This window comes from Prochlorococcus marinus str. MIT 0917 (assembly GCF_027359575.1).
Lineage (GTDB): Bacteria > Cyanobacteriota > Cyanobacteriia > PCC-6307 > Cyanobiaceae > Prochlorococcus_B > Prochlorococcus_B marinus_D.
Genome location: NZ_CP114784.1, coordinates 869,600 through 893,547 on the forward strand (window position 1 = coordinate 869,600; position 23,948 = coordinate 893,547).

Annotated in this window: 26 protein-coding genes and 1 tRNA gene; 10 read left to right on the plus strand and 17 right to left on the minus strand. The window is 33.8% G+C overall.

All coding sequences use genetic code 11. From position 1 onward, the window contains the following. Positions 1-31 precede the first annotated feature (31 nt). Positions 32-1,264 (minus strand): glycosyltransferase, encoded by a 1,233-nt coding sequence (locus O5637_RS05135; RefSeq protein ID WP_269606674.1) that lies wholly within the window; start codon positions 1,262-1,264, stop codon positions 32-34. A gap of 133 nt (positions 1,265-1,397) precedes the next feature. Beyond that, complete coding sequence (locus O5637_RS05140; RefSeq protein WP_269606676.1) at positions 1,398-1,850, minus strand: NAD(P)H-quinone oxidoreductase NdhF; 453 nt, start codon at positions 1,848-1,850, stop codon at positions 1,398-1,400. Positions 1,851-2,318: 468 nt separating this feature from the next. On the opposite strand from O5637_RS05140, the gene O5637_RS05145 reads away from it, so the two are divergent. Then, positions 2,319-2,612: a high light inducible protein gene (locus tag O5637_RS05145; RefSeq protein WP_269606677.1), complete on the plus strand. Its 294-nt coding sequence runs from the start codon at positions 2,319-2,321 to the stop codon at positions 2,610-2,612. Positions 2,613-2,668: 56 nt separating this feature from the next. Beyond that, the gene (locus O5637_RS05150) at positions 2,669-2,881 is read left to right on the plus strand and encodes a hypothetical protein (RefSeq protein WP_269606679.1); all 213 of its coding nucleotides are present in this window, start codon (positions 2,669-2,671) and stop codon (positions 2,879-2,881) included. On the opposite strand, the gene O5637_RS05155 is transcribed toward O5637_RS05150, so the two are convergent. The 4 genes from O5637_RS05155 to O5637_RS05170 form a co-directional block, all read right to left on the minus strand. Next, entirely contained in the window at positions 2,878-3,117 is a 240-nt protein-coding gene (locus O5637_RS05155) for a hypothetical protein (RefSeq protein ID WP_269606681.1), read from the minus strand. The two genes, O5637_RS05150 and O5637_RS05155, sit on opposite strands and share 4 nt — an antisense overlap. A 57-nt stretch (positions 3,118-3,174) precedes the next feature. After that, entirely contained in the window at positions 3,175-3,363 is a 189-nt protein-coding gene (locus O5637_RS05160; RefSeq protein ID WP_269606683.1) for a hypothetical protein, read from the minus strand. A gap of 175 nt (positions 3,364-3,538) precedes the next feature. Further along, entirely contained in the window at positions 3,539-3,811 is a 273-nt protein-coding gene (locus O5637_RS05165) for a hypothetical protein (RefSeq protein ID WP_269606685.1), read from the minus strand. A gap of 655 nt (positions 3,812-4,466) precedes the next feature. Further along, positions 4,467-4,742: an HU family DNA-binding protein gene (locus O5637_RS05170; protein WP_011295240.1), complete on the minus strand. Its 276-nt coding sequence runs from the start codon at positions 4,740-4,742 to the stop codon at positions 4,467-4,469. Between the two features lie 754 nt (positions 4,743-5,496). Between O5637_RS05170 and O5637_RS05175 the strand changes: the two genes are divergently transcribed. Beyond that, entirely contained in the window at positions 5,497-7,557 is a 2,061-nt protein-coding gene (locus O5637_RS05175; RefSeq protein ID WP_269606688.1) for a glycogen debranching protein, read from the plus strand. A gap of 12 nt (positions 7,558-7,569) precedes the next feature. Here the strand turns inward: O5637_RS05175 and O5637_RS05180 are convergent. Further along, a tRNA-Gly gene (locus tag O5637_RS05180) sits at positions 7,570-7,640 on the minus strand. Between the two features lie 137 nt (positions 7,641-7,777). Here O5637_RS05180 and O5637_RS05185 point away from each other — a divergent pair. The 5 genes from O5637_RS05185 to plsY are packed head-to-tail and all read left to right on the plus strand — an operon-like array spanning position 7,778 to position 11,994. Next, positions 7,778-9,133 (plus strand): MFS transporter, encoded by a 1,356-nt coding sequence (locus O5637_RS05185; RefSeq protein ID WP_269606917.1) that lies wholly within the window; start codon positions 7,778-7,780, stop codon positions 9,131-9,133. Positions 9,134-9,137: 4 nt separating this feature from the next. Beyond that, a complete protein-coding gene (locus O5637_RS05190) occupies positions 9,138-9,887 on the plus strand; it encodes an MlaE family ABC transporter permease (RefSeq protein WP_269606690.1) in 750 nt (249 codons plus the stop codon). Positions 9,888-9,891: 4 nt separating this feature from the next. Beyond that, the gene (locus O5637_RS05195; RefSeq protein WP_269606692.1) at positions 9,892-10,302 is read left to right on the plus strand and encodes a DUF3119 family protein; all 411 of its coding nucleotides are present in this window, start codon (positions 9,892-9,894) and stop codon (positions 10,300-10,302) included. Positions 10,303-10,336: 34 nt separating this feature from the next. Further along, complete coding sequence (locus O5637_RS05200; protein ID WP_269606693.1) at positions 10,337-11,365, plus strand: DUF3086 domain-containing protein; 1,029 nt, start codon at positions 10,337-10,339, stop codon at positions 11,363-11,365. A gap of 20 nt (positions 11,366-11,385) precedes the next feature. Further along, positions 11,386-11,994 (plus strand): glycerol-3-phosphate 1-O-acyltransferase PlsY, encoded by a 609-nt coding sequence (plsY, locus tag O5637_RS05205; RefSeq protein WP_269606695.1) that lies wholly within the window; start codon positions 11,386-11,388, stop codon positions 11,992-11,994. Here the strand turns inward: plsY and pyrF are convergent. Genes pyrF through O5637_RS05220 form a run of 3 tightly spaced genes read right to left on the minus strand, consistent with a single transcriptional unit; the run spans position 11,987 to position 14,313 of the window. After that, positions 11,987-12,712 (minus strand): orotidine-5'-phosphate decarboxylase, encoded by a 726-nt coding sequence (gene pyrF / locus O5637_RS05210; protein WP_269606697.1) that lies wholly within the window; start codon positions 12,710-12,712, stop codon positions 11,987-11,989. The two genes, plsY and pyrF, sit on opposite strands and share 8 nt — an antisense overlap. Before the next feature lie 9 nt (positions 12,713-12,721). After that, positions 12,722-13,969 (minus strand): tyrosine--tRNA ligase, encoded by a 1,248-nt coding sequence (tyrS, locus tag O5637_RS05215; protein ID WP_269606698.1) that lies wholly within the window; start codon positions 13,967-13,969, stop codon positions 12,722-12,724. A gap of 26 nt (positions 13,970-13,995) precedes the next feature. Beyond that, positions 13,996-14,313 carry a DUF1825 family protein gene (locus O5637_RS05220; RefSeq protein WP_269606699.1) on the minus strand — a complete coding sequence of 106 codons (318 nt, stop codon included), beginning with the start codon at positions 14,311-14,313 and terminating at the stop codon, positions 13,996-13,998. 318 nt (positions 14,314-14,631) lie between these two features. On the opposite strand from O5637_RS05220, the gene O5637_RS05225 reads away from it, so the two are divergent. Together O5637_RS05225 and O5637_RS05230 are read left to right on the plus strand one after the other, a co-directional pair. Beyond that, positions 14,632-15,231, plus strand: a complete 600-nt coding sequence (locus tag O5637_RS05225; protein ID WP_269606701.1) for a GIY-YIG nuclease family protein — start codon at positions 14,632-14,634, stop codon at positions 15,229-15,231. A gap of 37 nt (positions 15,232-15,268) precedes the next feature. Further along, a complete protein-coding gene (locus O5637_RS05230) occupies positions 15,269-16,756 on the plus strand; it encodes a leucyl aminopeptidase (RefSeq protein ID WP_269606703.1) in 1,488 nt (495 codons plus the stop codon). 67 nt (positions 16,757-16,823) lie between these two features. Here the strand turns inward: O5637_RS05230 and msrA are convergent, their stop codons facing one another. The 7 genes from msrA to purC form a co-directional block, all read right to left on the minus strand. Next, entirely contained in the window at positions 16,824-17,426 is a 603-nt protein-coding gene (gene msrA, locus O5637_RS05235) for a peptide-methionine (S)-S-oxide reductase MsrA (RefSeq protein ID WP_420063729.1), read from the minus strand. A 5-nt stretch (positions 17,427-17,431) separates the two neighbouring features. After that, a complete protein-coding gene (gene lpxB / locus O5637_RS05240; RefSeq protein WP_269606705.1) occupies positions 17,432-18,607 on the minus strand; it encodes a lipid-A-disaccharide synthase in 1,176 nt (391 codons plus the stop codon). Continuing rightward, positions 18,607-19,461, minus strand: a complete 855-nt coding sequence (lpxA, locus tag O5637_RS05245) for an acyl-ACP--UDP-N-acetylglucosamine O-acyltransferase (RefSeq protein WP_269606707.1) — start codon at positions 19,459-19,461, stop codon at positions 18,607-18,609. Before lpxA ends, lpxB begins: the two co-directional genes overlap by 1 nt. A gap of 4 nt (positions 19,462-19,465) precedes the next feature. Beyond that, positions 19,466-19,873, minus strand: coding sequence for a 3-hydroxyacyl-ACP dehydratase FabZ (fabZ, locus tag O5637_RS05250; RefSeq protein ID WP_269606920.1), 408 nt, complete (start codon positions 19,871-19,873; stop codon positions 19,466-19,468). Between the two features lie 63 nt (positions 19,874-19,936). After that, positions 19,937-20,782 (minus strand): UDP-3-O-acyl-N-acetylglucosamine deacetylase, encoded by an 846-nt coding sequence (gene lpxC, locus O5637_RS05255; protein ID WP_269606709.1) that lies wholly within the window; start codon positions 20,780-20,782, stop codon positions 19,937-19,939. Then, positions 20,782-23,085 carry a BamA/TamA family outer membrane protein gene (locus O5637_RS05260; RefSeq protein WP_269606711.1) on the minus strand — a complete coding sequence of 768 codons (2,304 nt, stop codon included), beginning with the start codon at positions 23,083-23,085 and terminating at the stop codon, positions 20,782-20,784. Before O5637_RS05260 ends, lpxC begins: the two co-directional genes overlap by 1 nt. Before the next feature lie 51 nt (positions 23,086-23,136). After that, positions 23,137-23,880 (minus strand): phosphoribosylaminoimidazolesuccinocarboxamide synthase, encoded by a 744-nt coding sequence (purC, locus tag O5637_RS05265; protein ID WP_269606712.1) that lies wholly within the window; start codon positions 23,878-23,880, stop codon positions 23,137-23,139. Positions 23,881-23,948: the final 68 nt, after the last annotated feature.

The window sequence follows — 23,948 nt, forward strand, 5'->3', positions numbered from 1 at the left end:
TCTCAAGACTCCAGATTTACAGACTACTTAATTAGTAATTTCTTGATGAAGCACCAAGGTCACTAGTCGCAATGTCACAAGATTTGATATGCTCCCTCCAAACTCTATTTATGGTTTTCTCAAATCTATTTTTAAATGAATCTTGAGAAAAAGAATTACTCCAATCTCTAATCGACTCAGGGTTTAAATCTCTCCAAAGTTGTTTTTCCTTAAAAAATTCAATTGCTTCAACTAATGACTTCACAGTCTGAGTAGGAAATAAAAGTCCAGTTGCCTCTTTAACTGAATTAGAGTTAAAGCATTTAACAGTATCTAAAACCCCTCCCTTACCTAAAGCAATTACAGGTGCTCCTGAGGCCATTGCCTCCACAGGAGCTATGCCAAAATCCTCAATACCTGAATAAACAAAGGCTCTACATCTGCTCATTAGATTTTCAATCTTCTCTTTGCTTTGAAAACCAAGAATTTGAACTGATGGCCCTGCAAGCTCTTTTAAATAATACTTTTCGACTCCATCGCCAACAATTATCAAAGGTAATTTGAGCCTATTAAAGGCCCTAACGAGTAAATCAACCCTTTTATTAGGAACCAATCTGCAAACACTCAAATAGAAATCTTCTCTAGGTTTATTCCATTGAAATCGATTTACATTTACGGGAGGATGTAGAACCTCTGAACGCCTTCTCCAATACTTCCAAATCCTCTTTGCTGTAAAATTTGAATTCGCCAGCAAGTAATCTACTCTTGAGCCACTTAATTGATCCCATTGCCTCAAATTATGCAATTGCCATCTAATCAATGGGCCTAAGCCAATTCTGCTAAAAAAAGATCGTTTCAAATATGTATTCATTTGATCCCAAGCATATCTGACCGGTGTATGAACATAACTAATATGAAGTTGGTCAGGCGAAGTCAAAACACCCTTAGCAACAAGATGACTACTGCTTATAACCAATGGATATCCATCTAAATCAATCTGTTCAATTGCGAAAGGCAAAAGAGGCAAATATTTTTGAACATGCGAAATCCCGAATGGTAATTTCTGAATAAAGCTAGTTTTTACTTTTCGTTTAAGCAACCAGCTATTTTCATACAAGTTCTCTTCATTAACTAAGGAAAAAAGTTCTGGCTGCGATGAAATTTCAGTTAACAATTCATCAATCAACTGAACAACATTCTCAGCGCCACCAGTTGATCTTGGAGTAAACCATTCATGTACTAATGCAATATTGCTTGGAAGATCTAAAGACGAATTTACACTCAAAGTAAAACCTTAAATCCTAAGATTATTTTTAGTTTATTACAGCTTAGATATTATGACAACATGAAATCAAAGCATCAATCATGCAAAACTTAATTATTTTTCACTAAACGAATTAGATGATCTAATAACTTCTTTAAAAAGTAATACCTATTTTATCTAAAGATGATATCAGTGGATCATAAAAGTTATGAAATAAGCTGCCACTAAAAGAGAATAAATAAACAAAACCACTAAAGAATCCTAGAAAAATAAAGTATCGAACATAGCCACTTCTTCTTTTTAATTTAGCAACTGATAAAAGCATAATCAATAAGATAATAAAACCTATTGATTCAGAAAATAGCAAGGCTTGTCGATCAATAGCCAACTCGAAACTGTCACCAAATAAAACATAATTACCCGTTATTTTATTTTTAAATAAAATAAAGTTGATCAGTTCAGAAAGAGCAAGACTGGCAATAAGAAAATATGATACTGGCTTTGTAAGCCTATTCATTGTTTTACTAAAACTCAATAAAAGCAACGCGATGAAAATAGATGCAATTATTGGTAGACCTGGGATAAGCCAAGTAATACTTAATAACATAGTTATCAAACAAGCTTCATTTTATAGGTAGATGCAAGTTTTTTTAATGGGTCTGAAAGAAAAAACATAAAAAATCGAGGTGAAGATAAAACAATAGCAATCTGAACAGCTCTATTCATTTAGTAAAAACCTTTAATATTTTTCTAGCAAGGAATTGAGGTAAAAACAAGGTATCAATTAATAGTCAAACAAAACTTAATAAGGTAATAATAAATAATTTTAACTTTATATAGCTCTTTTCTTTTTTATATATAAGTCATATATTTTCTAAATATATGACTTATATATAATTCAATTTTATTTATTAAATATAAAATTTTCTAATAATTATTTGTTTAATTAACTTTGCTTACTAAATAAAAACAAAAACCCACTTTAAATAGTCAAAGAAAATGGCTAAACTTAGAAAAGAGTAAAATCCAAAAAAAAGGCTTATAATTTAAGTATATAATTATGTTTTAAATTAAAATGTCTGAGAATGATTCAGAGATCAATAATCATAGTTTCGATTCAGATCCAGGTAATATAGAAACAATTGAACCTAAAAATGATCCAAAACTAATTGATCAAAGCAAAAACCTCAATTCATACCCTAAATGGATAAATAATAAAGGCGAAGAGGTAAAACAAGTTTTTGGTTTTAATGAAAATGCTGAACTTGTTAATGCGAGAGTAGCTATGATCGGATTTTTAATGCTTATCCTAACTGAATTAGCTTTTGGTGGCGAACCAGCAACGCTTAAAATTTTTGGAATCAGCTAAAAATAAAATCTATATATTATATTTATTCCATTAACATACTTGATTTCTTAAAAGCTATGAATAAAAAAACATTGGTTGGTATTTCATACGTATCTGCTTGGGTAATTATTTGGGGAACAATCGGTTCACTTATTGATTTTTATTTCCTTCAAAGCACATATCTTCCAGGATCATTAGGGCAGTTTTCAACATTTATAATTACAGCCTTGTTCTCTTCAATTATTGCTATATATATTTTCCCAACAATAAATAATAAATTCATAAGTTAATAACGATAACGTTCAACAACTTGAGAAGGCTTGTCATTAATTCCTTTCTGATAAAGGATCCATTGATTAGTTTCAAGATCATGATCACAGCCCAATCCTTCTAATTCAACAGATTTCAATCGCAATTCATAATGGCATTGCTGATCAGCTTCAAAGGCTGATTTATAGCCAGTAAAAAAATATAAATACCCAAGAATTATTGCTATCAAAGATATAAACACAATGCTTATTTTCATGAAAGCTAATCAATAATTAATAATATATTAGCTTTTCTCGTAGACAAAAAAAAGAATTTATAATTTTTTTTCTTTTACCGTTTCTAAAGGTATCTCACATTCAGTTAAATCATGATCATTTAAACGGTCCAATATACGAACCATATCAAGTTCTGACAGCTCCCCATTGGTTCCCCATTTAAGAGTTGTCTTTCTCTGTTGAGGAATCTTTTTCGCCTTGTTCTCCTCGCTTCTTTTTTGGACCATTACTACTAAAATGCCTCTAATAAAACATTAAAATATAGAGTTTCTATATAAGAACTCAAGAAAAAATTCTTAGTCAAACTTTACTTTTACTCTTTTAATAGTAATATTTTACTATTTTTATAAATCCCACCAAATCGCTACTAATGATTAAAATATTTGGTTTGTAAAACCACAATCATCGACCGAAGTTATAAACAAACTCTTGAAATGCAGGATTATAAAAGTAAACAAGCACACTAATAACTAACAAGACATTCAAACCAATTACTATCGAACCAATAATAACTCTCTGTCGCTTACCTGGGACTTTATATTTCATGCCAGCTGGTAGATTAACTAATACATCTGGATCATTAGCAGTTATTTTCTTAAACTTATTGTCTTTGACCTTATTTGTCTTAGTTGCCTTATCATTAGTTTTTTTGGAATTAAAAGATTTGGAGCCCATTTTCTTAGTTAGAAGAATTTCTTTATCTTTATAGTTCTAAGCTTACTTAGACAAATCAGATAAAAACCTATTTTGTTCTAGTTTTTCACATTAGTTTGTTAACTAAGTCAAAAATCAATCCTAAACTGATCAATTTATTGATTATTTTCAGCAATATTTCTTTATATAATCAATAATACTTTTAGCTTCTTTTCTTTTAAAATTAGAATTCGTAGCCATTATTAAATTTGACTCTAAACCTAGTAATCTGGTTTGACAAGCAAATTTTTTATTTTTTGCAGCATTTTTTTGATAATCATTTACTTGGAATAATGCTTTCTTACAATATTTTATGTCTTTATAACATCTAAATATCAGCATATCAATCTCCGAATAATTGTTTGATTCACTTGCTATCATATGATTTAGAGGAATAAATATGTATATAAAAAGAACGGACACGAATTTAATTTTTTCAAATGAATAATTAATCAAAACATAATCTCCAAAATAATTTGTTAATGATTATTTGAATATGAATAGCAATACCTATGCAAAAAAACAAAGATTATTTTCTTAATCATAAAATTTTAGATTTTTACAAAAAAAGGGACTCATTTTTAAAGAGTCCCTAACAAAAACGAAATGTAAGTAAGCAAAACAGCTTTTTAAAGACTCATCCCTGAACACGGTCCTTAAACAACTTCCCAGCAGTAAAAGCAGGAACTCGCTTAGCAGGGATTGCTATCTTCTCTCCAGTTTTAGGGTTTAATCCCTGACGAGCAGAACGATCGCGAGGCTCAAAAGAGCCAAACCCTAGAATGGAGACTTTCTTACCCTCCACTACAGAATCAATAATTGTATCTATGGCGGCATCAACCACCAGAGAGACGTCTGTTTTCGTTAGCTCAGTACGAGCTGCAACTAGGTTGACTAAATCTGCTTTGTTCATTGGAAAGGTTTGTATGTAGCAGGGAGTAAGAGGAGGGAAACCAATAGATAATTAGTTTCCAAAAAACTCAATCTTGCTAATCGTATGGAGCAAATCACTTGCCTGCAACCCAAAGAGCTTGTGACAGTAAGCTTTCTAAAAATATATGTGCATTTTTTATCGATTCAACAATGTCTCAAAGATTTGGACTAAACAGCGTCATAAAGAGGCACCTTTCCCAAGAAGCTTGTCAGTGCAAGGTTTCTGAAAAGATGGGTTTTCACATTTTTCATCAAGAACAGCGTTGGAATTTGGAATTAATTATTTTTTCCAACAAAAATCAAACATTTTATTGAATTCTCTTGAATTAACAAAGGTCTGCAGAACAGCACATTTATTGGTATTACAAAATAATACCCACACAAAAAAGAGAGTCACAAATGACAAATCAATTTTTTTTAGCTCGAAGAAATCCATTTTGAAGCTGTAATCCCTAAATAATGCTCTAAATGCTTCCTTAACCTTTTTCCCTAAATCTTCAAAAGATTTGATTTGCAATTGGAATAGAATGTGTTTGAACTCATTTCAAAACCCAAATAGCAAAACAACGAAGTTTTCCCTCTAAAACGATTTAGTATTCATTTGAAAAAGAATCAAATGCTTAACACAAGTTCCTTTTAACATTGAATTTCGTTTTTCATAACTTGTTAAAACAAACTAACCACCTAACTTATAGGGAAAGTTACTTGATTATTTTTATAAAGGACAAACACAATTGGGAAAAGTAAAAGTTGGTTCAGCATGGCCTTTGGGTAGCTCAATTACTCTTGATGGGGTTAATTTCTCTATAGCAGCACCACATGCAACAAATGTAGAATTACTAATATTCCAGGATCAAGATGACGAGTTCGCAAAAGAAACAATATCCTTAGATGAGAAAAATAGGTCTGGGGATTATTGGCACGTTGAAATAGAGGGATTAACTGAAGGAACGTTATATGGCTATAAAATATCAATTGAGGGGCAAATATCTGCCAAGGAACATATTGTTTTAGATCCATGTGCCAGAGCAATTACAGGGTGGGTAAATTACATAAGGAATCAAAAAGAGAAAGTAAATAAAGGTTATGCTAATTGCCTAAAGGGAGTAGTAACTAAAAGAGACTATTTTGATTTCAAATCTCACCCAAGGCCTAAACATTCATGGAATAAAACAATTATTTATGAATTACATGTTGGCGGCTTTACTAAAAGTAATTATTCAAATATTAGCGAAAGTAAAAAAGGGACATTTAGAGGTTTAATTGAAAAGATACCTTATCTTAAAAGCATTGGCATTACAACTATTGAATTACTTCCGGTATTCGCTTTCGATTCTAATGATGCCCCTGAAGGACTAGTTAACTATTGGGGTTATAGCCCTATCAATTGGTTTACACCACATCAAGGTTTTGTAGATAGTTGTAATCCATTAGAAGCAAGGAAACAATTCAAAAAGTTTGTAGAAGTTTGCCATGATAATGAGCTAGAAGTATTAATCGATGTTGTTTATAATCACACAACAGAAGGTAATCAAAATGGTCCAAGTATAAGTTGGAAAATTTTTGGTCCTAAAACTTACTACCATCAAGATGAAAAGGAAAATTATCAAGATGTGAGTGGATGTGGAAATAGTATTGCCGCTAATCGTCCTTTAGTTAGAAAATTAATATTAGAATCATTGCGGTGTTGGGCAATTGAATTAGGAGTTGATGGATTTCGTTTTGACTTAGGTATTGCTTTGAGTAGAGGCGAAAATTTAATTCCTTTAGACAAACCTCCCTTATTTGAAGAAATAGAAGCAGATCCTAAACTAAGTGATGTTAAATTAATCAGTGAGCCCTGGGATTGTGGCGGTCTTTACAAACTAGGTGATTTTCCAGCGAAAGAATTCAGAACATGGAATGGTTATTTTAGAGATGATATTAGAAGATTTTGGAAAGGGGAAAAAGGAACAATATGGCCACTTAAAGATAGATTAATAGGGAATAAATCACTATATAAAGATAATAATTTAGCAAATATATTTAGTATTAATTTCATCACTTCTCATGATGGATTCACATTAAAAGATCTAGTAAGCTTTAACAAAAAGCATAACCTTGCAAACGGCGAAAACAATAGAGATGGGGAGAACAATAATAATAGTTGTAATTACGGAGTTGAAGGACCAACTACTAATAAAGAAATAAATAATTTGAGGCAAAAACAACAAAGAAATCTTCTTGCAACACTCCTTTTATCTCCTGGAATACCGATGGTTTTAATGGGAGACGAAGTAGGTAGAAGCCAAGGAGGCAATAACAACACATGGTGTCAAGACAACCCTCTTGGATGGATGGATTGGAATCAAAAGAATTGGGATCATGACTTAAAAGAATTTGTATTAAAGCTGATATCTCTAAGGAAACAACTACCTGAGTTTTTCAGCCCTGATAGTATTTATGATTGTCAAAAAGATAATACCAAGGCCAAAACATCGCATTTTTGGATTCAGTGGCATGGCATTAAAGTTAATAAACCTGACTGGGGTGACTGGTCACATACTCTTGGATTTAGCATTAACAAAAACAATGAAGGCTCAGCAATTTGGCTTGGCTTAAATGCTTACAAAGAATCAATGCTTTTTGACTTGCCAACCCCAATTTCTCCTTGGAAGAAATACATTGATACTTCTATTTTGAAAACTAAAAACGTCTCTAAAAAACCTTTAGCGAATCAATCAAATGTTCAGATTGAAAGTAACAGTCTTGTGCTGATGGTCTCCAGCGAGTATTCAAAAAAAATTAAGCTATGAGAATCAAAATCAAGCGGGCGGCGGGAATCGAACCCGCATCATCAGCTTGGAAGGCTGAGGTTTTACCACTAAACTACGCCCGCGCTAAAACTAAAGATCTACTCAATGTTGGAGTAAAAATTAATTCAGCTTCCTCCATTATTACCTTGCGAGTCCCATTATCCAAAAAAGAGTGAATAAGTCTACATCGCTTTACGAAGGAAATAATCGCACGAGACTCATGATCTCTTATGCAATGGGAGATGCTGGAACCGGATTAGCCGCAATACAGTTAGGTACTTATCTATTTCTTTTTTTCACTTGTGCTGCAGGAATTCCTGCTTTTATTGCAGGCTCCCTTCTCATGGTTTCAAAACTTTGGGATGCGATAAATGATCCTTTAATTGGATGGATGAGTGATCACACCAGATCAAGATGGGGGCCAAGGCTTCCATGGATGATTGGAGGTGCTGTTCCACTTGGCTTATGCCTTGCAGCAATGTGGTGGGTCCCTCCAGGAGACATAGATGTGAAAACAACTTATTACGTATTCGCTGCTATTTTCTTGATGACAGCTTACACAGCAGTAAATCTACCCTTTGCCGCATTATCTACCGAGCTAACTGAAAACATAGCCATTAGAACAAGACTCAATGCTGCAAGATTTACGGGTTCTATTATAGCTGGAACCACTGGATTAATAGTGGCTGCCGGCTTCTTATCTCAAGGAGTGGAAGGTTATACTTCAATGGGCAGAGTAACAGGAATTATTGCTACCTTTACTACATTAATTGCTTGCTGGGGACTCGCCCCATTTGCTAAAAAAGCTAGGAAGCCCACTTCTCAATCAGAACCTTTTAATCAGCAACTAAAAAGAGTTTTAAATAATAAACTTTTCACACGAATTATCGCTCTTTACTTGCTTCTTTGGTGCGGACTGCAATTAATGCAAACCGTTTCATTAATCTATCTTGAGCAAGTAATGCTTGTTCCAATAGAAATTTCAAAATGGATACCAATACCATTTCAAATTAGTACTCTATTAGGACTACAGTTTTGGAGCTTTTACTCCAATAAATACGGAAGGATATCAGCACTATTCAAAGGAGGTAAAATATGGATATTAGCTTGCCTTTTAGTTATGTTAATGCCCCCATTGACTATAGGGATAAGTATCAATAATTTATTATCTTTTGGCAATATTGAAGGAATAAAGATGCTAATTCTTTTATTAATAATTATTTTAGTGGGATTTGGAGCTTCAACAGCATATCTAATTCCGTGGTCTTTACTTCCTGATGCTATTGATCAAGATCCCGAAAAACCTGCAGGAATATATACAGCATGGATGGTCTTTATTCAGAAAATTGGTATTGGTTTAAGCGTTCAATTTTTGGGTGTTCTTTTATCTTTATCAGGATATAAATCATCGACTAATTGCTTATCAAGTTTAGAAGACTTAGATCAACCTCTAACAGCAATTATTACTATTAGATTATGCATGGGATTAATACCTTCTTTTCTCGTAATTGCTGGTTTAATAACTATGAAACCCTGGCAAAGTTTAGATTTCCAATCTAGAAGCGTAAGCCCGTAAGTCAATGAATTACTCACCTCGTTGGCTAAGAAGATTTTTTAGCAGCCTATTAATCGGAGGACAAGCAATTGCATCAATAGCCAAAGGGAAAATCAATAAATCAGATTTGATAGATCAATTAATGGAAGCCGGTCCAGGTAGCTTCCTTATCGTTCTAATTACAGGCATTGCAGCAGGGACCGTTTTCAATATTCAGGTCGCCGCAGAATTGAGTAAACAAGGATTAGGTTCAGCCGTTGGAGGACTTTTAGCAATTGGTATGGCAAGAGAGATAGCTCCTTTATTAACAGCAACTCTGCTAACTGGAAAAGTTGCAACTGCTTATGCTGCTCAAATAGGGACAATGAAAGTTACTGAGCAAATTGATGCTATTACGATGCTACAAACAGATCCAGTTGAATATCTAGTTGTTCCAAGGTTGTGCGCGATGGTATTAATGGCGCCAATTCAATGCTTACTATTTTTCTCCATAGCTTTATTTAGTGGCCAATTTAGCAGCACCATTCTCTATCAGATTCCACCAAGCATCTTTTGGAATTCGGTAAGAGAATGGCTCATAACATCTGATCTTCCCTTTATGCTGGTGAAAGCATTGGTATTTGGTCTCTTAATATCAATCATTGCTTGCGGATGGGGATTAACTACAAGAGGAGGACCAAAAGAAGTAGGATCAAGCACTACTGGAGCAGTAGTAATGACTCTGATAAGCGTTTCTTTGATAGATGTTTTGCTCACCCAAGTTCTTTTTGGATAAAACTATGTCTTCTGAAAATCTTCTCGACAAAGATGGTGTGATTTTATCGCCTTCTTATCGTTTACCCATCTTTATAATATTTGTAGGCTTATTATTTTTGATAACACCGTTTCATCCATGGCCAACGATAGTAATTAGCAGTTTCGGTTTTTTCCTACTACTTCAATCTTTTACTTTAAAACTAAAATTTACTAAGGACGATTTAATTGTGATACAACTTGGCAATGAACTAAGAAGATTTCCTTTTAAGAATTGGATTGCATGGAAAATTATATTACCAAAATTGCCAGGTTTTCTTTATTTTAGAGAAGAAGCTAGCCCACATCTATTGCCAATACTTTTTGAGGTCAACTCATTGAGAAAACAGCTAAAGTTAAAGGTCAAGGATTTAGAAATACAAAAAGAAGTAGACTAATCAAAATCTAAAACTTAATTAAAGTTTTTGACATATGGAAACCGAAGAGAATCTATCTAAAGAAAAACAAAATTCAGAACAGAATATTTCTGTGAAAAATGCTTCTTCATTAAAAAATACACCCCCAAAGCCTCTCGAGAAGGAAATTAAATCAAAAAGTGTCATTAGTCCTGCAAACGATCAAAAAATCTCTAACTCACAGTCAAAGGCTTTCATTGATCTTGCTCTTAAAGATCTTCAGCATTCACGTGAGCAATTAGAAAAAGAATTAGAAGAACTTTCTAAAAAGAAAGAACAAATTGATACTGAACTTAAAAGCTCATTTACAGGTCAATCTGATGCAATCGCTAGGAAAGTTAAAGGCTTTCAAGAATATTTAACTGGTGCGTTACAAGACTTAGCTCAGTCGGCAGAGCAACTAGAACTTGTTGTACCTCCTGTAATAGTGAAGCCATCACCACTTGATGAAAATAAAAAAGCTGAGCCTTCTAAAGAGCCAGAAGTTATCCATGCTGTTTCTGATACTTTTAAACCTGACGAGAGTTTAATCAGAAGATGCTTTAGTCAATTTCTAGAGCAACCCGATTTCTATGCTGAGCCTTGGAAACTTAGAAGGAGTCTTGAATCCATTGATATAGAAATGCTCGAAGATTGGTTCTTCAGCATGGGAGGAAGAGGAGCTCAGCCAAGTAGAGGGAGTAGGCCAAAAAATGCTTTAGTTGCCGCAGGGATTATTGCAATATTAGGTGAATTATACGGAGAACAATTTCAGACTTTGGTTTTAGCAAGTCAACCAGAGCGACTCGGAGAATGGAGACGATGTCTGCAAGATTCATTAGGACTTAACCGTGAGGATTTTGGACCAAATAGCGGGATAGTCCTTTTCGAGAGATCAGATGGACTAGTTGAAAGGGCAGATCGACTTGAAGAAAGAGGGGAGTTGCCTTTGATAATTATTGATGCGGCTGAAATTAATGTAGAGATTCCAATTCTTCAGTTTCCCATTTGGCTAGCTTTTGCAGGAAGTCCCAATGAAATTTACGAAGAAGATGGATTAATATAAAAATTCCTATTGAAATTATTTTGAATCTATTAATTCTACTTTTAGGATATTTATTTGGATCTTTTCCTAGTGGTTATCTAGCTGGAAGAATTACCAAAGGAATTGATATTCGTTCATTAGGTTCTGGCTCCACAGGAGCAACAAATGTATTAAGACAGATTGGAAAGCGCGCAGCAATTACAGTCTTTACACTAGATGTTTTAAAAGGAGTTATATCTATTTTAATAGCAAAATATTTTCTACTAAATGATACATGGCAAGTAGCCATAGGCCTATCAACTTTAATTGGCCACATTTGGCCTGTCTGGCTTAATTGGAAAGGTGGTAAAGCTGTAGCGACAGGATTGGGGGTATTTCTTGGCCTTTCATGGCAAGTTGGACTTGCCACACTAGGCATCTTCATAGCAATAATTACAATATTCAGAATAGTTTCACTTGCTAGTGTTAGTGCAGCTTTAGCTCTACCTTTAATAATGTTTTTAAGCTTTAAAACTTCAAATTTTTCTTTACCATTTTTAATTATATCACTATTAGCCATGGCTTTAGTAATTTGGCGACATAGAGAAAATATAGCCAGACTAATTAAAGGTAAGGAGCCAAGAATTGGGCAAAACCAAGAAATTAAATAACAACTTTATCACAAAAACTTTTGAATATATATGCAGGATCGTTTGATTTAGTTATTGCTCTACCAATAACTAATTTTGAAGCTCCCATCTTGATAGCTTCGGACGCATCAGAGACCCTGGATTGATCGTTGACATCTGAACCCAATGAGCGTATTCCAGGTGTTACCAGCTCAAAGGCCTCAGGATAAACCTCACGAAGAGATTGAACCTCTCTAGGACTGCAGACACATCCTCCCAAGCCAGACTTCGAAGCAATCTCTGCTAGGTGCTTAACACGTTTATCAATAGATTGATTAATCAATAGATCGCTAGCGAAACTTTCGTTAGTCCAACTAGTCAAGATTGTAATTCCCAATAATTTTGGCGGCATTAAATTAACTTTAGCGGCTCCTTCCTGTGCTGCTTCATTGGCCATCTTAAGAGCCCTTATTCCTGCGCAAGTGTGCAAAGAAATAAATTCAGCACCCGTTTGTGATGCTTCGAAACATGCTCTAGCAACTGTAGTAGGAATATCATGAAATTTAAGATCTAAAAATATCTTTTTCCCCTTATCCCTTAATATTGACAATATATCTGGTCCTTCACTAACAAACAATTCGAGGCCAACTTTAACCCAGATAATTTCAGGTATTTTTTCCAGTAGATTGAAAACATTATTCTTATCCATACCATCTAAGGCAATAATTATCTTTTCACTTGGATTATCAATATTTTTCATAACATTCTATCAATTTAAAACACGAAGAAATTTTTTCTTTCCTACCTGCAATATTTTTCCTATGAGATCATCTGGAGTATCAAACTCTAAATTAGGATCAATAATTTTTTTTCCATCAATTCTTACTCCTCCTCCAAGAATTTGTCTTCTTGCTTCACTACTACTTGAACACATTTCCATTTTACTAAACAAATAAAATGCTTTAGCTGGAAAATTCACATTAGAAAGCGAGGCTTCTGGAATTTCCTCAAGAGATTCTTGAGTACCTAAAACTAATTTTTCAGAATTAGACTGAGCTTTTTGGGCAGCCTCAATTCCTTTAAAATTAGATGTTATTTTTAAGGCCATGAATTTTTGAACTTCTCTTGGATTTGCACTTAATTCTTTTAAGTTTTCATTAGTTAGTAAATTTAAATAACTAAAAACTAAATTATCTGGAACCTTTTCTAATTTTGAATACATAGATAATGAATCTTCATTTATGCCTACAATATTGTCTAAGCTTTTACTCATTTTTTGTGTTCCATCTAACCCAACCAAAATAGGTAATAGCATTCCAAATTGGGGTTTCTGTCCAAAAGCTCTTTGCAAATCTCGTCCCATAGCAATATTAAATTTCTGATCTGTACCACCAAGTTCTAAATCAGAATTGATTGCAACTGAATCATATCCTTGAAGAAGTGGATAGAGAAATTCATGAAGAGATATGGGAGTGCCAGATTTATATCGATTACTAAAATCTTCTTTAGCCAGCATTTGACAAACTGTTGAATTTGACAAAAGTTCTATAACTTTAGACAAATTAAGATTTTCAAGCCACTCACTATTTCTTCTTATCTCTAAACGACTAGGTGTTGTAAAATCAAGTAATGAATCTTTGGGTTCTTTACCTAAGCCTAATTGTTCAAGATAATTCAATGCATTTGCTTCAACTTCATCTTTTGAAAGCTGAATTCTAGTTTTACTTTTTCCAGTTGGGTCTCCAATCCTTGCTGTAAAATCTCCTATTATTAGTACTGCTGTATGTCCAGCATCTTGGAAAGCTCTTAATTTCCTAAAAAGAATACTATGACCTATATGAATATCAGTCCCTGTTGGATCAATTCCAAGTTTTACACGTAAAGGATTTCCTTCTGTAGAGGCAAGTTCTAATCTTTTTTGAAAACTTTGATCTGTATCTTCTGAATTATCATAAGGGAAAAGATCATCTAAACCTCTAGAGATCCAATCAGGTAATTCATTGAATTTATTTAACATAGTCTAAATATTAAAAAGGTTAATAATCATTTATCCAATTCTGATTTCATTCTTACCAATGTTTTATTCATCTGATCAAACATTTGATCAGGAGTAATCCCAAATTGACTCAATTGGGTCTTTAACTGCTCTACAGTCATTTTCGCCTGAAAATCTTCTGAAAGTTCAAATCGTTTCATAAATACTTTATACCTCTCCATTAAATTCTCCATACTATCAATAAACATTACTTTCCCTTCTCTATCAAATTTTCCATAATCAGAGCCTAATTTCATCAGATTCTGATAATCAGTGAAAAGTTTTTTTGCCTCTTCCTGAACAATTTCGGACTCGAAAAAACTCATATCCTTAAACCAAGTTGATAGATCAATAGCTCGATTTTGAATTCAAAGACTTCCAATGATCATAACATCAAAAACATAGATTAACCTTAGACCATTTCCACACAAAAACATTTGTTTAGGGAGTGTAAATAGCCACACTACCAAAAAATATAATTATTACTCAAGTTACATAAAAACTTACTAATGAAGAAAAACACTTTTAATTTGATCTTCACAAGCTAACCTCAAACTGTTCTCAACCAAAATAAAATAAAATCTTAGCCATTTCACAATGAAAATATTAATTGAACATCATCTTTTTATTTTAACTTTTTGAAAATGATAAAATTAAACCGTCAATATGATTTATTTAATAATAATGATTTAGATTTTTCAGCAAAAGATCCTCTTCAAGATATATACATTGACAAGAAAATAATTATGGAATGGCAAGAAAAAATCATTAACCATCAATCTCCTATTTTCAAATACGGTTATAGAGATGTAAATCAATCTTCACTATTTGAATCTAGCTCAGAAGAGTTAAACGAACTTTTCAATCCAATTGATCTTACTCCTTTACCTTTAAGTTTTTGGAGATGGCCAAAAGCAATGCATGAAGGACCTGCGGTTTATTTTGTAATGGATAAAATTATTGATTCAGATCAAAATATAATTTTATATATCGGAGAAACAATTTCCGCAGAGAAAAGGTGGAAAGGGGAACATGACTGTAAAAATTATCTTTCCAATTATTCCGATTCTCTCAATAAAGCAAATATGTCAACCAAATTAAATATTCGTTTTTGGCTCGATGTTCCAAGTAAAACCAAGGAGAGAAGAAAATTAGAACAAAAGCTTATTCAAGCTTGGCTTCCACCATTTAATAAAGAGACAAGGGAAATATGGGCAACGCCATTTACTTCTCAAATCAATTAATAAAAATTGTTATCATAATTACAAGTATAAAAATTAAATGCAAATTTCAGCAGTCTCCAAAGAAATTAACGAATGGTCAGGATCAGTTCTTATTGCTGGGATTTTGGAGGGAACAATCGAAAGCCAAATTAATTTATTTAAGACAATAATAAAAGATACTTTTTTAAGCCAAAGGTTTATTGATTCAAAGTTCGAAGGCAAAAAAAGTCAGAAATTATCAATTGAGCTTATTGAAGGCAAAATAAAAAAAGTAATTTTTGTAGGCTTAGGCAAGGCCGAAACGCTTCGAATTGATGATCTAAGGCAGGCAGCTTCAATCTGTACTCGTCAAGTTTCAAGCCATGAGAAAAAATTAGGAATATTTTTTCCCTGGGATGCATTTGACCCTTCCTCAGCTGTATGCGCAGTTGGAGAAGCAGTTCGATTGTCATCTATTAAAGATCTTAGATTCAAATCAGACTCAAAAGAGACTGCTCCAATTGATGAAGTTGAATTGATAGGCTTGGAACCTAAAATCACTAAATCAGCCATTGCTGAAATAAATCCAATTTGCGAAGGAGTTAAATTTGCAAGAGAGCTTGTTTCAGCCCCCCCAAATGTTCTTACCCCACATCAAATGGCGAAAGAGGCTGAAAAATTAGCCTGTGATTATAATCTAGATTTAAAAATTCTTGACAAAAAAGAGTGCGAAGAGCAAGGAATGGGAGCTTACTTAGCGGTTGCTAAAGGATCAGATCTAGAGCCTAATTTTATACACTTAAAATATTCTTCAAAAAACGCAAAACACAAAGTCGTATTAGTCGGCAAAGGTTTAACTTTTGACTCTGGTGGATATAACTTAAAAGTAGGTGCTTCTCAAATTGAAAAAATGAAGTACGACATGGGAGGAAGTGCTGCTGTTCTTGGAACAGCAAGAGCAATCGCAGAACTTAAACCAATCAACACCGAGGTTCATTTTATTGTTGCTGCTTGCGAAAATATGATTAATGGTTCTGCATTGCATCCTGGAGATATCATCAAAGCCTCGAACGGAAAAACCATTGAAGTAAATAACACCGATGCAGAGGGAAGATTAACTTTAGCTGATGCTTTGGTTTATGCGTGCAAACTTAAGCCTGATGCCATTGTAGATCTAGCTACTCTTACTGGAGCTTGCGTGATTGCGTTAGGAGATGAGATAGCAGGGTTATGGACTGACAATGATCAACTATCTGAACAATTAACTAAAGCGGCAAGTAAAGCCGGAGAGGGTATCTGGAGGATGCCTATGCAAGATTCATACAAATCTGGAATTAAATCATCTATTGCCGATTTGCAAAACACAGGTCCTAGGCCAGGGGGATCAATTACTGCTGCATTGTTTCTAAAAGAATTTGTGAACTCAAGCATTCCATGGGCTCACATTGACATAGCAGGTACATGTTGGACTGAAAAAGATAGAGATATAAATCCAAAGGGTGCAACTGGTTATGGAGTAAGAATGTTAGTTAATTGGATAAAGGAATTGAGTCTTAAAGCACAATAATATATTCACTTATGATCCAAAGATATTAAATATATATATTTAATATCTTTGGATCATAAGTAATTGATTACGATTTATATTTTTCCCAAACCTTTTTAAGTCTATTATCTCTACCACAACTTGTTCTATAGAAGTTATATTTAAGTGGATTTTTAGCAGCAAAGTCCTGGTGATATTTCTCTGCTATCCAAAAGGATTTGGAATCAATAATATCAACTTTTAATTGATCTAAGGGTATATTTAATCCAACAGAAATATTTTCTTGACTCTCTTTTGCAGCTCGCTCTTGTGTTTGATTCGATGTAAAGATAACAGGCTTATATGAATCACCTCTATCGCAAAATTGTCCCTTATTATCAAATGGATCAATATTAAACCAATACTGTTTAAGTAACTCTTTATAGCTAATAATATCAGAATCAAAAATAACTTTCACAACCTCTTGATGACCACTATGATTTTCATATGTCGGATTAATCAGATCTCCTCCAGAGTATCCACTTTCTACCGAAACTACTCCATCTAGTTTCTCTAGATCATGTTCTAGGCACCAAAAACAACCTCCTGCAAAAACAGCTTCTTCTGATCCTGCAAGTGCTTGGATCGGGCAAGCTATTGAAAGTTGAAGCAACATACAAAATACTATCAGTTTTCTGACAATTTCATTCATAGTAATTATTTAACTAATAAGTCCAGAATATCCTTTGATGCTCTATCTGTAACTCCGGGCTTTCCTAATTTATCTTTTAATCTTTTATAGCCAAGCATTATCTCATCTTTAGTCGAAGTATCTTCGAGGATTCTTATTGCTGCATTAAAAATCTTTTCAGCTTTAAAGTCCTCTTGTATGAACTCTGGTATTAACATTTTATTTAAAAGAAGATTCACTGGGGAAATATATTTAACATTAAATCTCAATAAATATCTTGCGAAGAAAGCAGTAACTCTACTTACTTTATATCCAACAATTTGTGGAACTGAGTTTAGAGCTAATTCCATATTTATCGTCCCAGACTTAGCCAAAGCAAGATGAGACGCTGAAAATAAAAATGGCTTTAAATCATCAACTTCATTCGACAAAATAATCCTTCCAGATACACCATATTCTTTCAATGAACTATTTAATAATTCATCAAATTCTTTTAATCCAGATGGTATAAAGACAGTAATAGAAGGGTCCTTTTCCTGAAGAAGCTTAGCCGCTTTTAACAATGTGGGTAAAATATATTTAAGTTCTTGTCTCCGAGAAGCAGGAATGATAAGAAGAAGTTTTTTATCAGAAGTTAATCCTATTTTTCTCAATGATTCTTCTCTAGTAGGTATCTTTCTATAAAAATCCAACATTGGATGGCCCACAAATTTTACATTTCCTCCCTTATTTGAATAAAATTCGGCTTCCTGTTCAAAGATAGCTAATATTTTGTCTGTAAAACCAATCAAATCGGTTGTACCCGAATCACCTAATCTCCATGCCCATTCCTGAGGCGCAATATAATAAATTATTGGAACATTAGGGAACTTTTTTTTTACTTTTAAGCCTAGTCGAATATTTGGTCCCATATAGTCAATTAAAACAACTGCATCAGGAGGGGAAGAACTTAGGTAATGATCGATTTTTGATTGTGCATTCAAAGTTGGCAGAACGTAAGGAAGAGCTTCTAAAAAGCCAATTGCACCTATTGAAGAAGTATTAGATATCAATTGAGCCCCTGCTTCTCTCATCCTTTCACCACCCAAAGCAACTATCTCTAATTCAATTTTTCTTTTTTCTGCATTAATCTTTAACGAATTTATCAATAAACTTCCCTGCAAGTCTCCAGAGACTTCACCTGTACTGATTAATAACTTCATTATTTATTAGTTGAAATATAATAAGGCATTGGACCTCTTCTACCTTTCCCAATAGAGAGTTCTATAAATCCACATAACCTTGCGGAAGATTGTAATAAATTCTCTTGTCTTGCCATTTTTAAGCCATCAGAGATTACATATTCAGATTTAAATAATAAGTTCCAAATTCTTTTCAATTGTAAATATTCTTCTTTATTCTCTTTATCTATATTTTGCCGTTTAATTCCAACTTGATTTAGTCCCCGCATTCTTCCAGGATGACCTTCTGCTAAACAATATGGAGGAACATCTCTATCAACTCTTGTCATCCCTCCAACCATAGCTAGATAACCAATATGAACAAATTGATGTATCCCCAAGCAACCTCCAATAACAGCTCTATCTTCAACAACAACATGACCTGCAATCTGTACGCTATTAGCTATAACTACACTGTTTCCAATATCACAATTATGTCCTAAATGAGAATAAGCCATTAACAAATTCTGATTCCCAACAATAGTTTTTTCCCCTTCAAAGGTGGCCCTATTAATAGTTACACATTCTCTAAAAGTATTATTATCTCCAATTAAAACATCAGTAGAATCTCCTCTATACTTCAAGTCTTGGGGCTCTAATCCAATACATGCTCCTGGAAAAATCTTATTATTTGATCCTATTTTTACTTTTCCCTCGATTATTACATTTGGACCTATCCAAGTATTAGGACCAACGATCACATCTGGACCAATAACAGCCCCTGAGCCTACACATACACCTTTTCCAAGTTCAGCTTTTGGAGAGACGTCTGCAAAGTCATGAATATTTGCTTTGTTATCTGCAATCAAGCTTTGAGAAGATTGAAGTTCACTCATCACTTCAGTCCACGAGAGAGAACATCAAATCTCCAGAACAAACCAACTGATCATCCACTTTTGCTTCTCCTCTAACTTTCCCAAATCTCTTTCTTTTGATACTTATCAACTCACAAGATATCAATAATTGATCTCCAGGAACCACTGGGCGCCTAAACCGAACTGAATCGATCCCAGCGAAAACAAAAAGCCCTTTTGGAAGATCAGGCATTTGAGAAACAATAAGCCCACCTACCTGAGCCATTGCTTCTACTATTAAGACTCCTGGCATTAGCGGTCTATCGGGGAAATGGCCTTGAAATTGAGGCTCATTAAGAGTGACATTTTTTATTGCCACAGCTTTCTTGCCTTGATCATGTTCTATCACTCTGTCAACAAGTGCAAAGGGATATCTGTGTGGCAAAAGCCCCATTATTTGCTCGCTATTTAAAACAAGAGGTTGAGAAGAAGAAATGTCAGTCAAAATTAGATTTAATTAAGTTAATACCTTTTGAAGAGAAGCTGCAAATTCAGCATGAAGAGCGTGAGACCCTTTATAAACAAAAATTTGCGCTTTCGGTAATCCAACAAAAGCTAAATCTCCAATCAAGTCAAGCAATTTATGACGCACTGGTTCGTTTGCAAATCTCAAGGGTGGATTCACCCAAGAATCACCATTACAAACCAACGCATTTTCAAGAGCTCCTCCTTTAATTAGACCAGCTTTCTTTAATTCTTCTAACTGATCAAGAAAGCCAAAAGTTCGTGCAGGTGCAATTTCTTTAACAAAATTATTTGGAGATAGCTCAATAGAAAACATTTGCTGTCCAATTGCCTTATATGGGAAATCAATCAAACCTACTAATTTCAATTTTTTTGATGGTATTGCAAAAATCACACTTTCTCCTTTGCTGACAAAAATTGGAGATTTGGGTTCTGGCCTTGGTTTAGGAGATGTCATGGTTTTAACCATTCCTACCTTTTGAATTTCCTTGATCCAACCAATAGCAGAACCATCAAGTAAGGGAATCTCACTGCCATTTATTTCTATATGTGCATGAGTCAAGCCTGCTCCAATTAGTGACGCCAACAAGTGTTCAACGGTAGCTACTTTTTTTTCATTCAGAACAAGAGTTGTACATAAAGGAGTATTCCTTACTTGCGAAATATCTATGGGAATAACTTTATTAGGCTCCTCCGAAAAAGAGATATGAAATCCGCTTAATTCTGCTGGTTTAATAATGACCGTACATTCAAGACCTGTATGCAATCCAATACCATCTTTTTTAATTTCTTTTTGAAGCGTCCAACCTTCTTCATAGTTGTGGGGGAAGGAGAACACTAGAATTTCCAGCCAATTCCAATGTTATATCGCCAATTACCACTGAAATCTTGACTCGCTGCCTCTATCCGAATTGGGCCAACAGGTGTATTAATAACGGCTCCAGGTCCAACAGAAAAACCAGATCCAGGTTTTTCTAGAATTTTTCCAGGCTTCCCTGGGACATTTGATTGGGAACCAAAATCAGATCCTACGTCAACAAATAGGACTCCAGAAACCAGTCGCCAAATAGGAAACCTGTACTCTCCTGTTGCTTCTCCGAAATTTCTTGCGACGCCTAGATCACAAGAGTTCCAACCTCGAACAGAACTGGCTCCTCCTAAGCAAAATGCTTCATAAGGAGGTAAATCTCCAATGATTGTTCCAATCTTTGCTTGAAAACCTATCGATTGAGAGCAATCTGATTTTTCACCAGACTTGGGACGACAACCCTTATGAAACTTCAGCCAATTAATAGGATAAAAGCGAGAATAACTAACCCGGGTTCTATTAAAGGTCGGTGAATTCTCACCTAAACTAATAAATTGTTCAGAGCCAATATTTAAATAATCTCCAGAGGTTGGATTTCTTGAATTATCTAAATTATTGTAAGTTACAGCACTTTTTAAACTAACTAATGTATTTTCTGTAGAGCAATTATATGCGACACAAATAACTTCATTCTCAGGAACTTTACCGTCTATAAAATTTGTTGATGCTACACCATAGGGTCTTTTATCTCCTGCGTAATCTATTGGCTTAACTTTCTGTAAATTCGCACCAATAAGTACACTCCAAGGTACCTTTTTTAGAGGCTGACCTCCATTCAAAGGTCTTGCAAAAGAGAAGCCTCCTCCTGTTCGCTCTAAGACAATAGAATCACCCTCATAATCAAACCAGCTAAACTGAGGTGCAGATAACTGCGCGGAGGAAAGATTAGTAAATGGACCCGTTTCGATTAAAGTATTATTATGGTTTATGTCTAAGTTTTGAGATTGATTGGTGTCGTAACTTATTAATGAATTAGGTGCTTCATATCTATCTGTAACTCCTCTAATACTTCCTCCCTCTTGACTTCTAAATTCTTGAGGGACCTCTCTACTTAAATATAATGAAGTTCTAAAAGATGTTCTATGTTTATCATTTTTAATCCAGGGATCGTATAAAGAAAGATTTAGTAGTGCTCCATATTCACCATAAGTTAAATTCATATTTGATGACCATGCTCTTCCAACAAGATTGGACTCTTGCAAACCGATCTGTCCAAATACACCTTGGCCTCCGCTATAACCAAGGCCTCCAGTCAAAGATCCAGTTCTTTGCTCTGTTATACCTAATGAAATGATAATCTTTCCAGGCTCAGTACTTACTGGCTTAAGAGTTACTTTTACATCATTAAAGAGTGACGTTGAATATAATCTTTTAATATCTGATTCTAATTTATTTCTATTAAAAATATCTCCAACTTTGGTTATTAATTCTCTTTCAATTACCCATGTCTTTGTTTTTCCTTTTATTAACCTGCCTTTTTCGTCTTCTGTATTACCATCTTCATCTATAAAACTTATCTCAATACCAGAAATGTATCCTTCTTGAATATTAAGTTCAACTCTTCCCTCTTTCGTTACACGACTTGGACCAGAAATCCTTGCCAAAGAATATCCTTTACTACTATACCAATCCTTAATTTCTTTAATCCTTATTTTCAAGGTATTCAGATTTAAGGTTTTACCATAATCATTATTAAAAATCTCATTTAATTTTGTATTTGATATTTTCCTTTCAAGCGGAAGAATACTTATATTATTTAATATGGGATTAGGTTCAATTTTAATCAAAAGTTTAACTCCTAAAGCACTATTCAAAGACTCGATTTTTGCACCAGAGAACCACCCTGTTGAATAAATTCGATCTAAATCCTTCTTAACTTCTTCACTAGTAACTTTACTACCAGGACTAATTAACATTGCATCATAAGCAATATCTTCCAAGCGCTCTTTATCAGGATGATCTTCAAGTCCCTCAATAAGAATTTCTGAAATTAATACTCTTTGTTCTTCAATAATAGTTTTTTCATCATTTTGATTTTCTCCCTCTGAAATAAAAAAATTATCGAGATTTAGATTAAATTTATTATTATTTGATTGATGATTAAATTGAAAACTTTCACCAATCTTATTTTCAACAAAAAATTGATTTTCACTTGAGATTATTTTGGAGGCTTTTGTTTCTCCAAAAATACTAATCAAAGGTACTACTAAAGCAATTGCATATGCACTTTTGCTTATTAATTTTTGATTAGGTCTGGAGGATCTTTTTAACATAAATTTCAAATCAATTCAATTAAATGAAGGACTTAGCTAAGAATGATTCGCTTAAGAAGCATTAGAAGAGTCTTTTTCTATACGTTTCAAAATCTCCTCATAAGCATCTTTCACACCTCCAAGATCTTGCCGAAAGCGGTCTTTGTCAAGGATGCGTCCCTTAGGATCAGAATTTGTTTTATCCCAAAACCTACAATTATCTGGACTTATTTCATCACCTAACACAATTTTACCTAGTGAGTTAAAACCGAACTCTAATTTAAAATCAACCAATAATAAATCAAGTGAATCAAAATATTCTTTTAAAATTTTATTTACACTTCTAGTAATTTTCTCCACTTCTTCCATCTGAGAAGGAGTAATCAAATCAAGCAACTTTAATCTTCTTTCTGTGAGTATAGGGTCTCCTAATTCATCATCTTTATAATAAAGATCGAGGAGTGGTGGATTTAATATTGTTCCTTGGTTGATTGGTGTCTCTCTACATAATGAACCGGTAGCAATATTGCGAATAACAACTTCTAGAGGAATTACTTTAATTTTATCCGCAATCATGAATGTTTCCGATTGAAGTTCTAGAAAGTGTGTTGGAATTCCATTCAATTCGAGCAATTTAAAAAGGGCCGCAGAAATTTTGCAATTCAGACGCCCTTTACCGTCAATCTCTGATCGTTTTTTTGCGTTAAAAGCTGTAGCATCATTTTTGAACTCTATTAAAACCCTATTTGGATTTTCACTAGCAAAAACTCTTTTTGCCTTGCCTTCATAAATTAGTGATCCTTGGATATGATTCATTAACACCTCAGATATCTAATTAGTATAAATAGAGAATGCTAAAAAAATCACCTCAATCAAGACAAATT

Bases quoted from the DNA above. Each gene is read 5' to 3' on its own strand.
- O5637_RS05200 (WP_269606693.1), top strand. From the start codon at position 10,337: ATGGAAACCGAAGAGAATCTATCTAAAGAAAAACAAAATTCAGAACAG.
- tyrS (WP_269606698.1), bottom strand. From the start codon at position 13,969: ATGTTAAATAAATTCAATGAATTACCTGATTGGATCTCTAGAGGTTTA.
- msrA (WP_420063729.1), bottom strand. From the start codon at position 17,426: ATGAATGAAATTGTCAGAAAACTGATAGTATTTTGTATGTTGCTTCAA.
- pyrF (WP_269606697.1), bottom strand. From the start codon at position 12,712: ATGAAAAATATTGATAATCCAAGTGAAAAGATAATTATTGCCTTAGAT.
- O5637_RS05155 (WP_269606681.1), bottom strand. From the start codon at position 3,117: ATGAAAATAAGCATTGTGTTTATATCTTTGATAGCAATAATTCTTGGG.
- O5637_RS05190 (WP_269606690.1), top strand. From the start codon at position 9,138: ATGAATTACTCACCTCGTTGGCTAAGAAGATTTTTTAGCAGCCTATTA.
- O5637_RS05220 (WP_269606699.1), bottom strand. From the start codon at position 14,313: ATGAGTTTTTTCGAGTCCGAAATTGTTCAGGAAGAGGCAAAAAAACTT.
- O5637_RS05160 (WP_269606683.1), bottom strand. From the start codon at position 3,363: ATGGTCCAAAAAAGAAGCGAGGAGAACAAGGCGAAAAAGATTCCTCAA.
- O5637_RS05260 (WP_269606711.1), bottom strand. From the start codon at position 23,085: ATGTTAAAAAGATCCTCCAGACCTAATCAAAAATTAATAAGCAAAAGT.
- O5637_RS05165 (WP_269606685.1), bottom strand. From the start codon at position 3,811: ATGGGCTCCAAATCTTTTAATTCCAAAAAAACTAATGATAAGGCAACT.
- O5637_RS05170 (WP_011295240.1), bottom strand. From the start codon at position 4,742: ATGAACAAAGCAGATTTAGTCAACCTAGTTGCAGCTCGTACTGAGCTA.
- purC (WP_269606712.1), bottom strand. From the start codon at position 23,880: ATGAATCATATCCAAGGATCACTAATTTATGAAGGCAAGGCAAAAAGA.
- O5637_RS05145 (WP_269606677.1), top strand. From the start codon at position 2,319: ATGTCTGAGAATGATTCAGAGATCAATAATCATAGTTTCGATTCAGAT.
- lpxB (WP_269606705.1), bottom strand. From the start codon at position 18,607: ATGAAGTTATTAATCAGTACAGGTGAAGTCTCTGGAGACTTGCAGGGA.
- O5637_RS05150 (WP_269606679.1), top strand. From the start codon at position 2,669: ATGAATAAAAAAACATTGGTTGGTATTTCATACGTATCTGCTTGGGTA.
- O5637_RS05185 (WP_269606917.1), top strand. From the start codon at position 7,778: ATGATCTCTTATGCAATGGGAGATGCTGGAACCGGATTAGCCGCAATA.
- lpxA (WP_269606707.1), bottom strand. From the start codon at position 19,461: ATGAGTGAACTTCAATCTTCTCAAAGCTTGATTGCAGATAACAAAGCA.
- O5637_RS05225 (WP_269606701.1), top strand. From the start codon at position 14,632: ATGATAAAATTAAACCGTCAATATGATTTATTTAATAATAATGATTTA.
- O5637_RS05195 (WP_269606692.1), top strand. From the start codon at position 9,892: ATGTCTTCTGAAAATCTTCTCGACAAAGATGGTGTGATTTTATCGCCT.
- fabZ (WP_269606920.1), bottom strand. From the start codon at position 19,873: ATGGGGCTTTTGCCACACAGATATCCCTTTGCACTTGTTGACAGAGTG.
- O5637_RS05230 (WP_269606703.1), top strand. From the start codon at position 15,269: ATGCAAATTTCAGCAGTCTCCAAAGAAATTAACGAATGGTCAGGATCA.
- O5637_RS05140 (WP_269606676.1), bottom strand. From the start codon at position 1,850: ATGTTATTAAGTATTACTTGGCTTATCCCAGGTCTACCAATAATTGCA.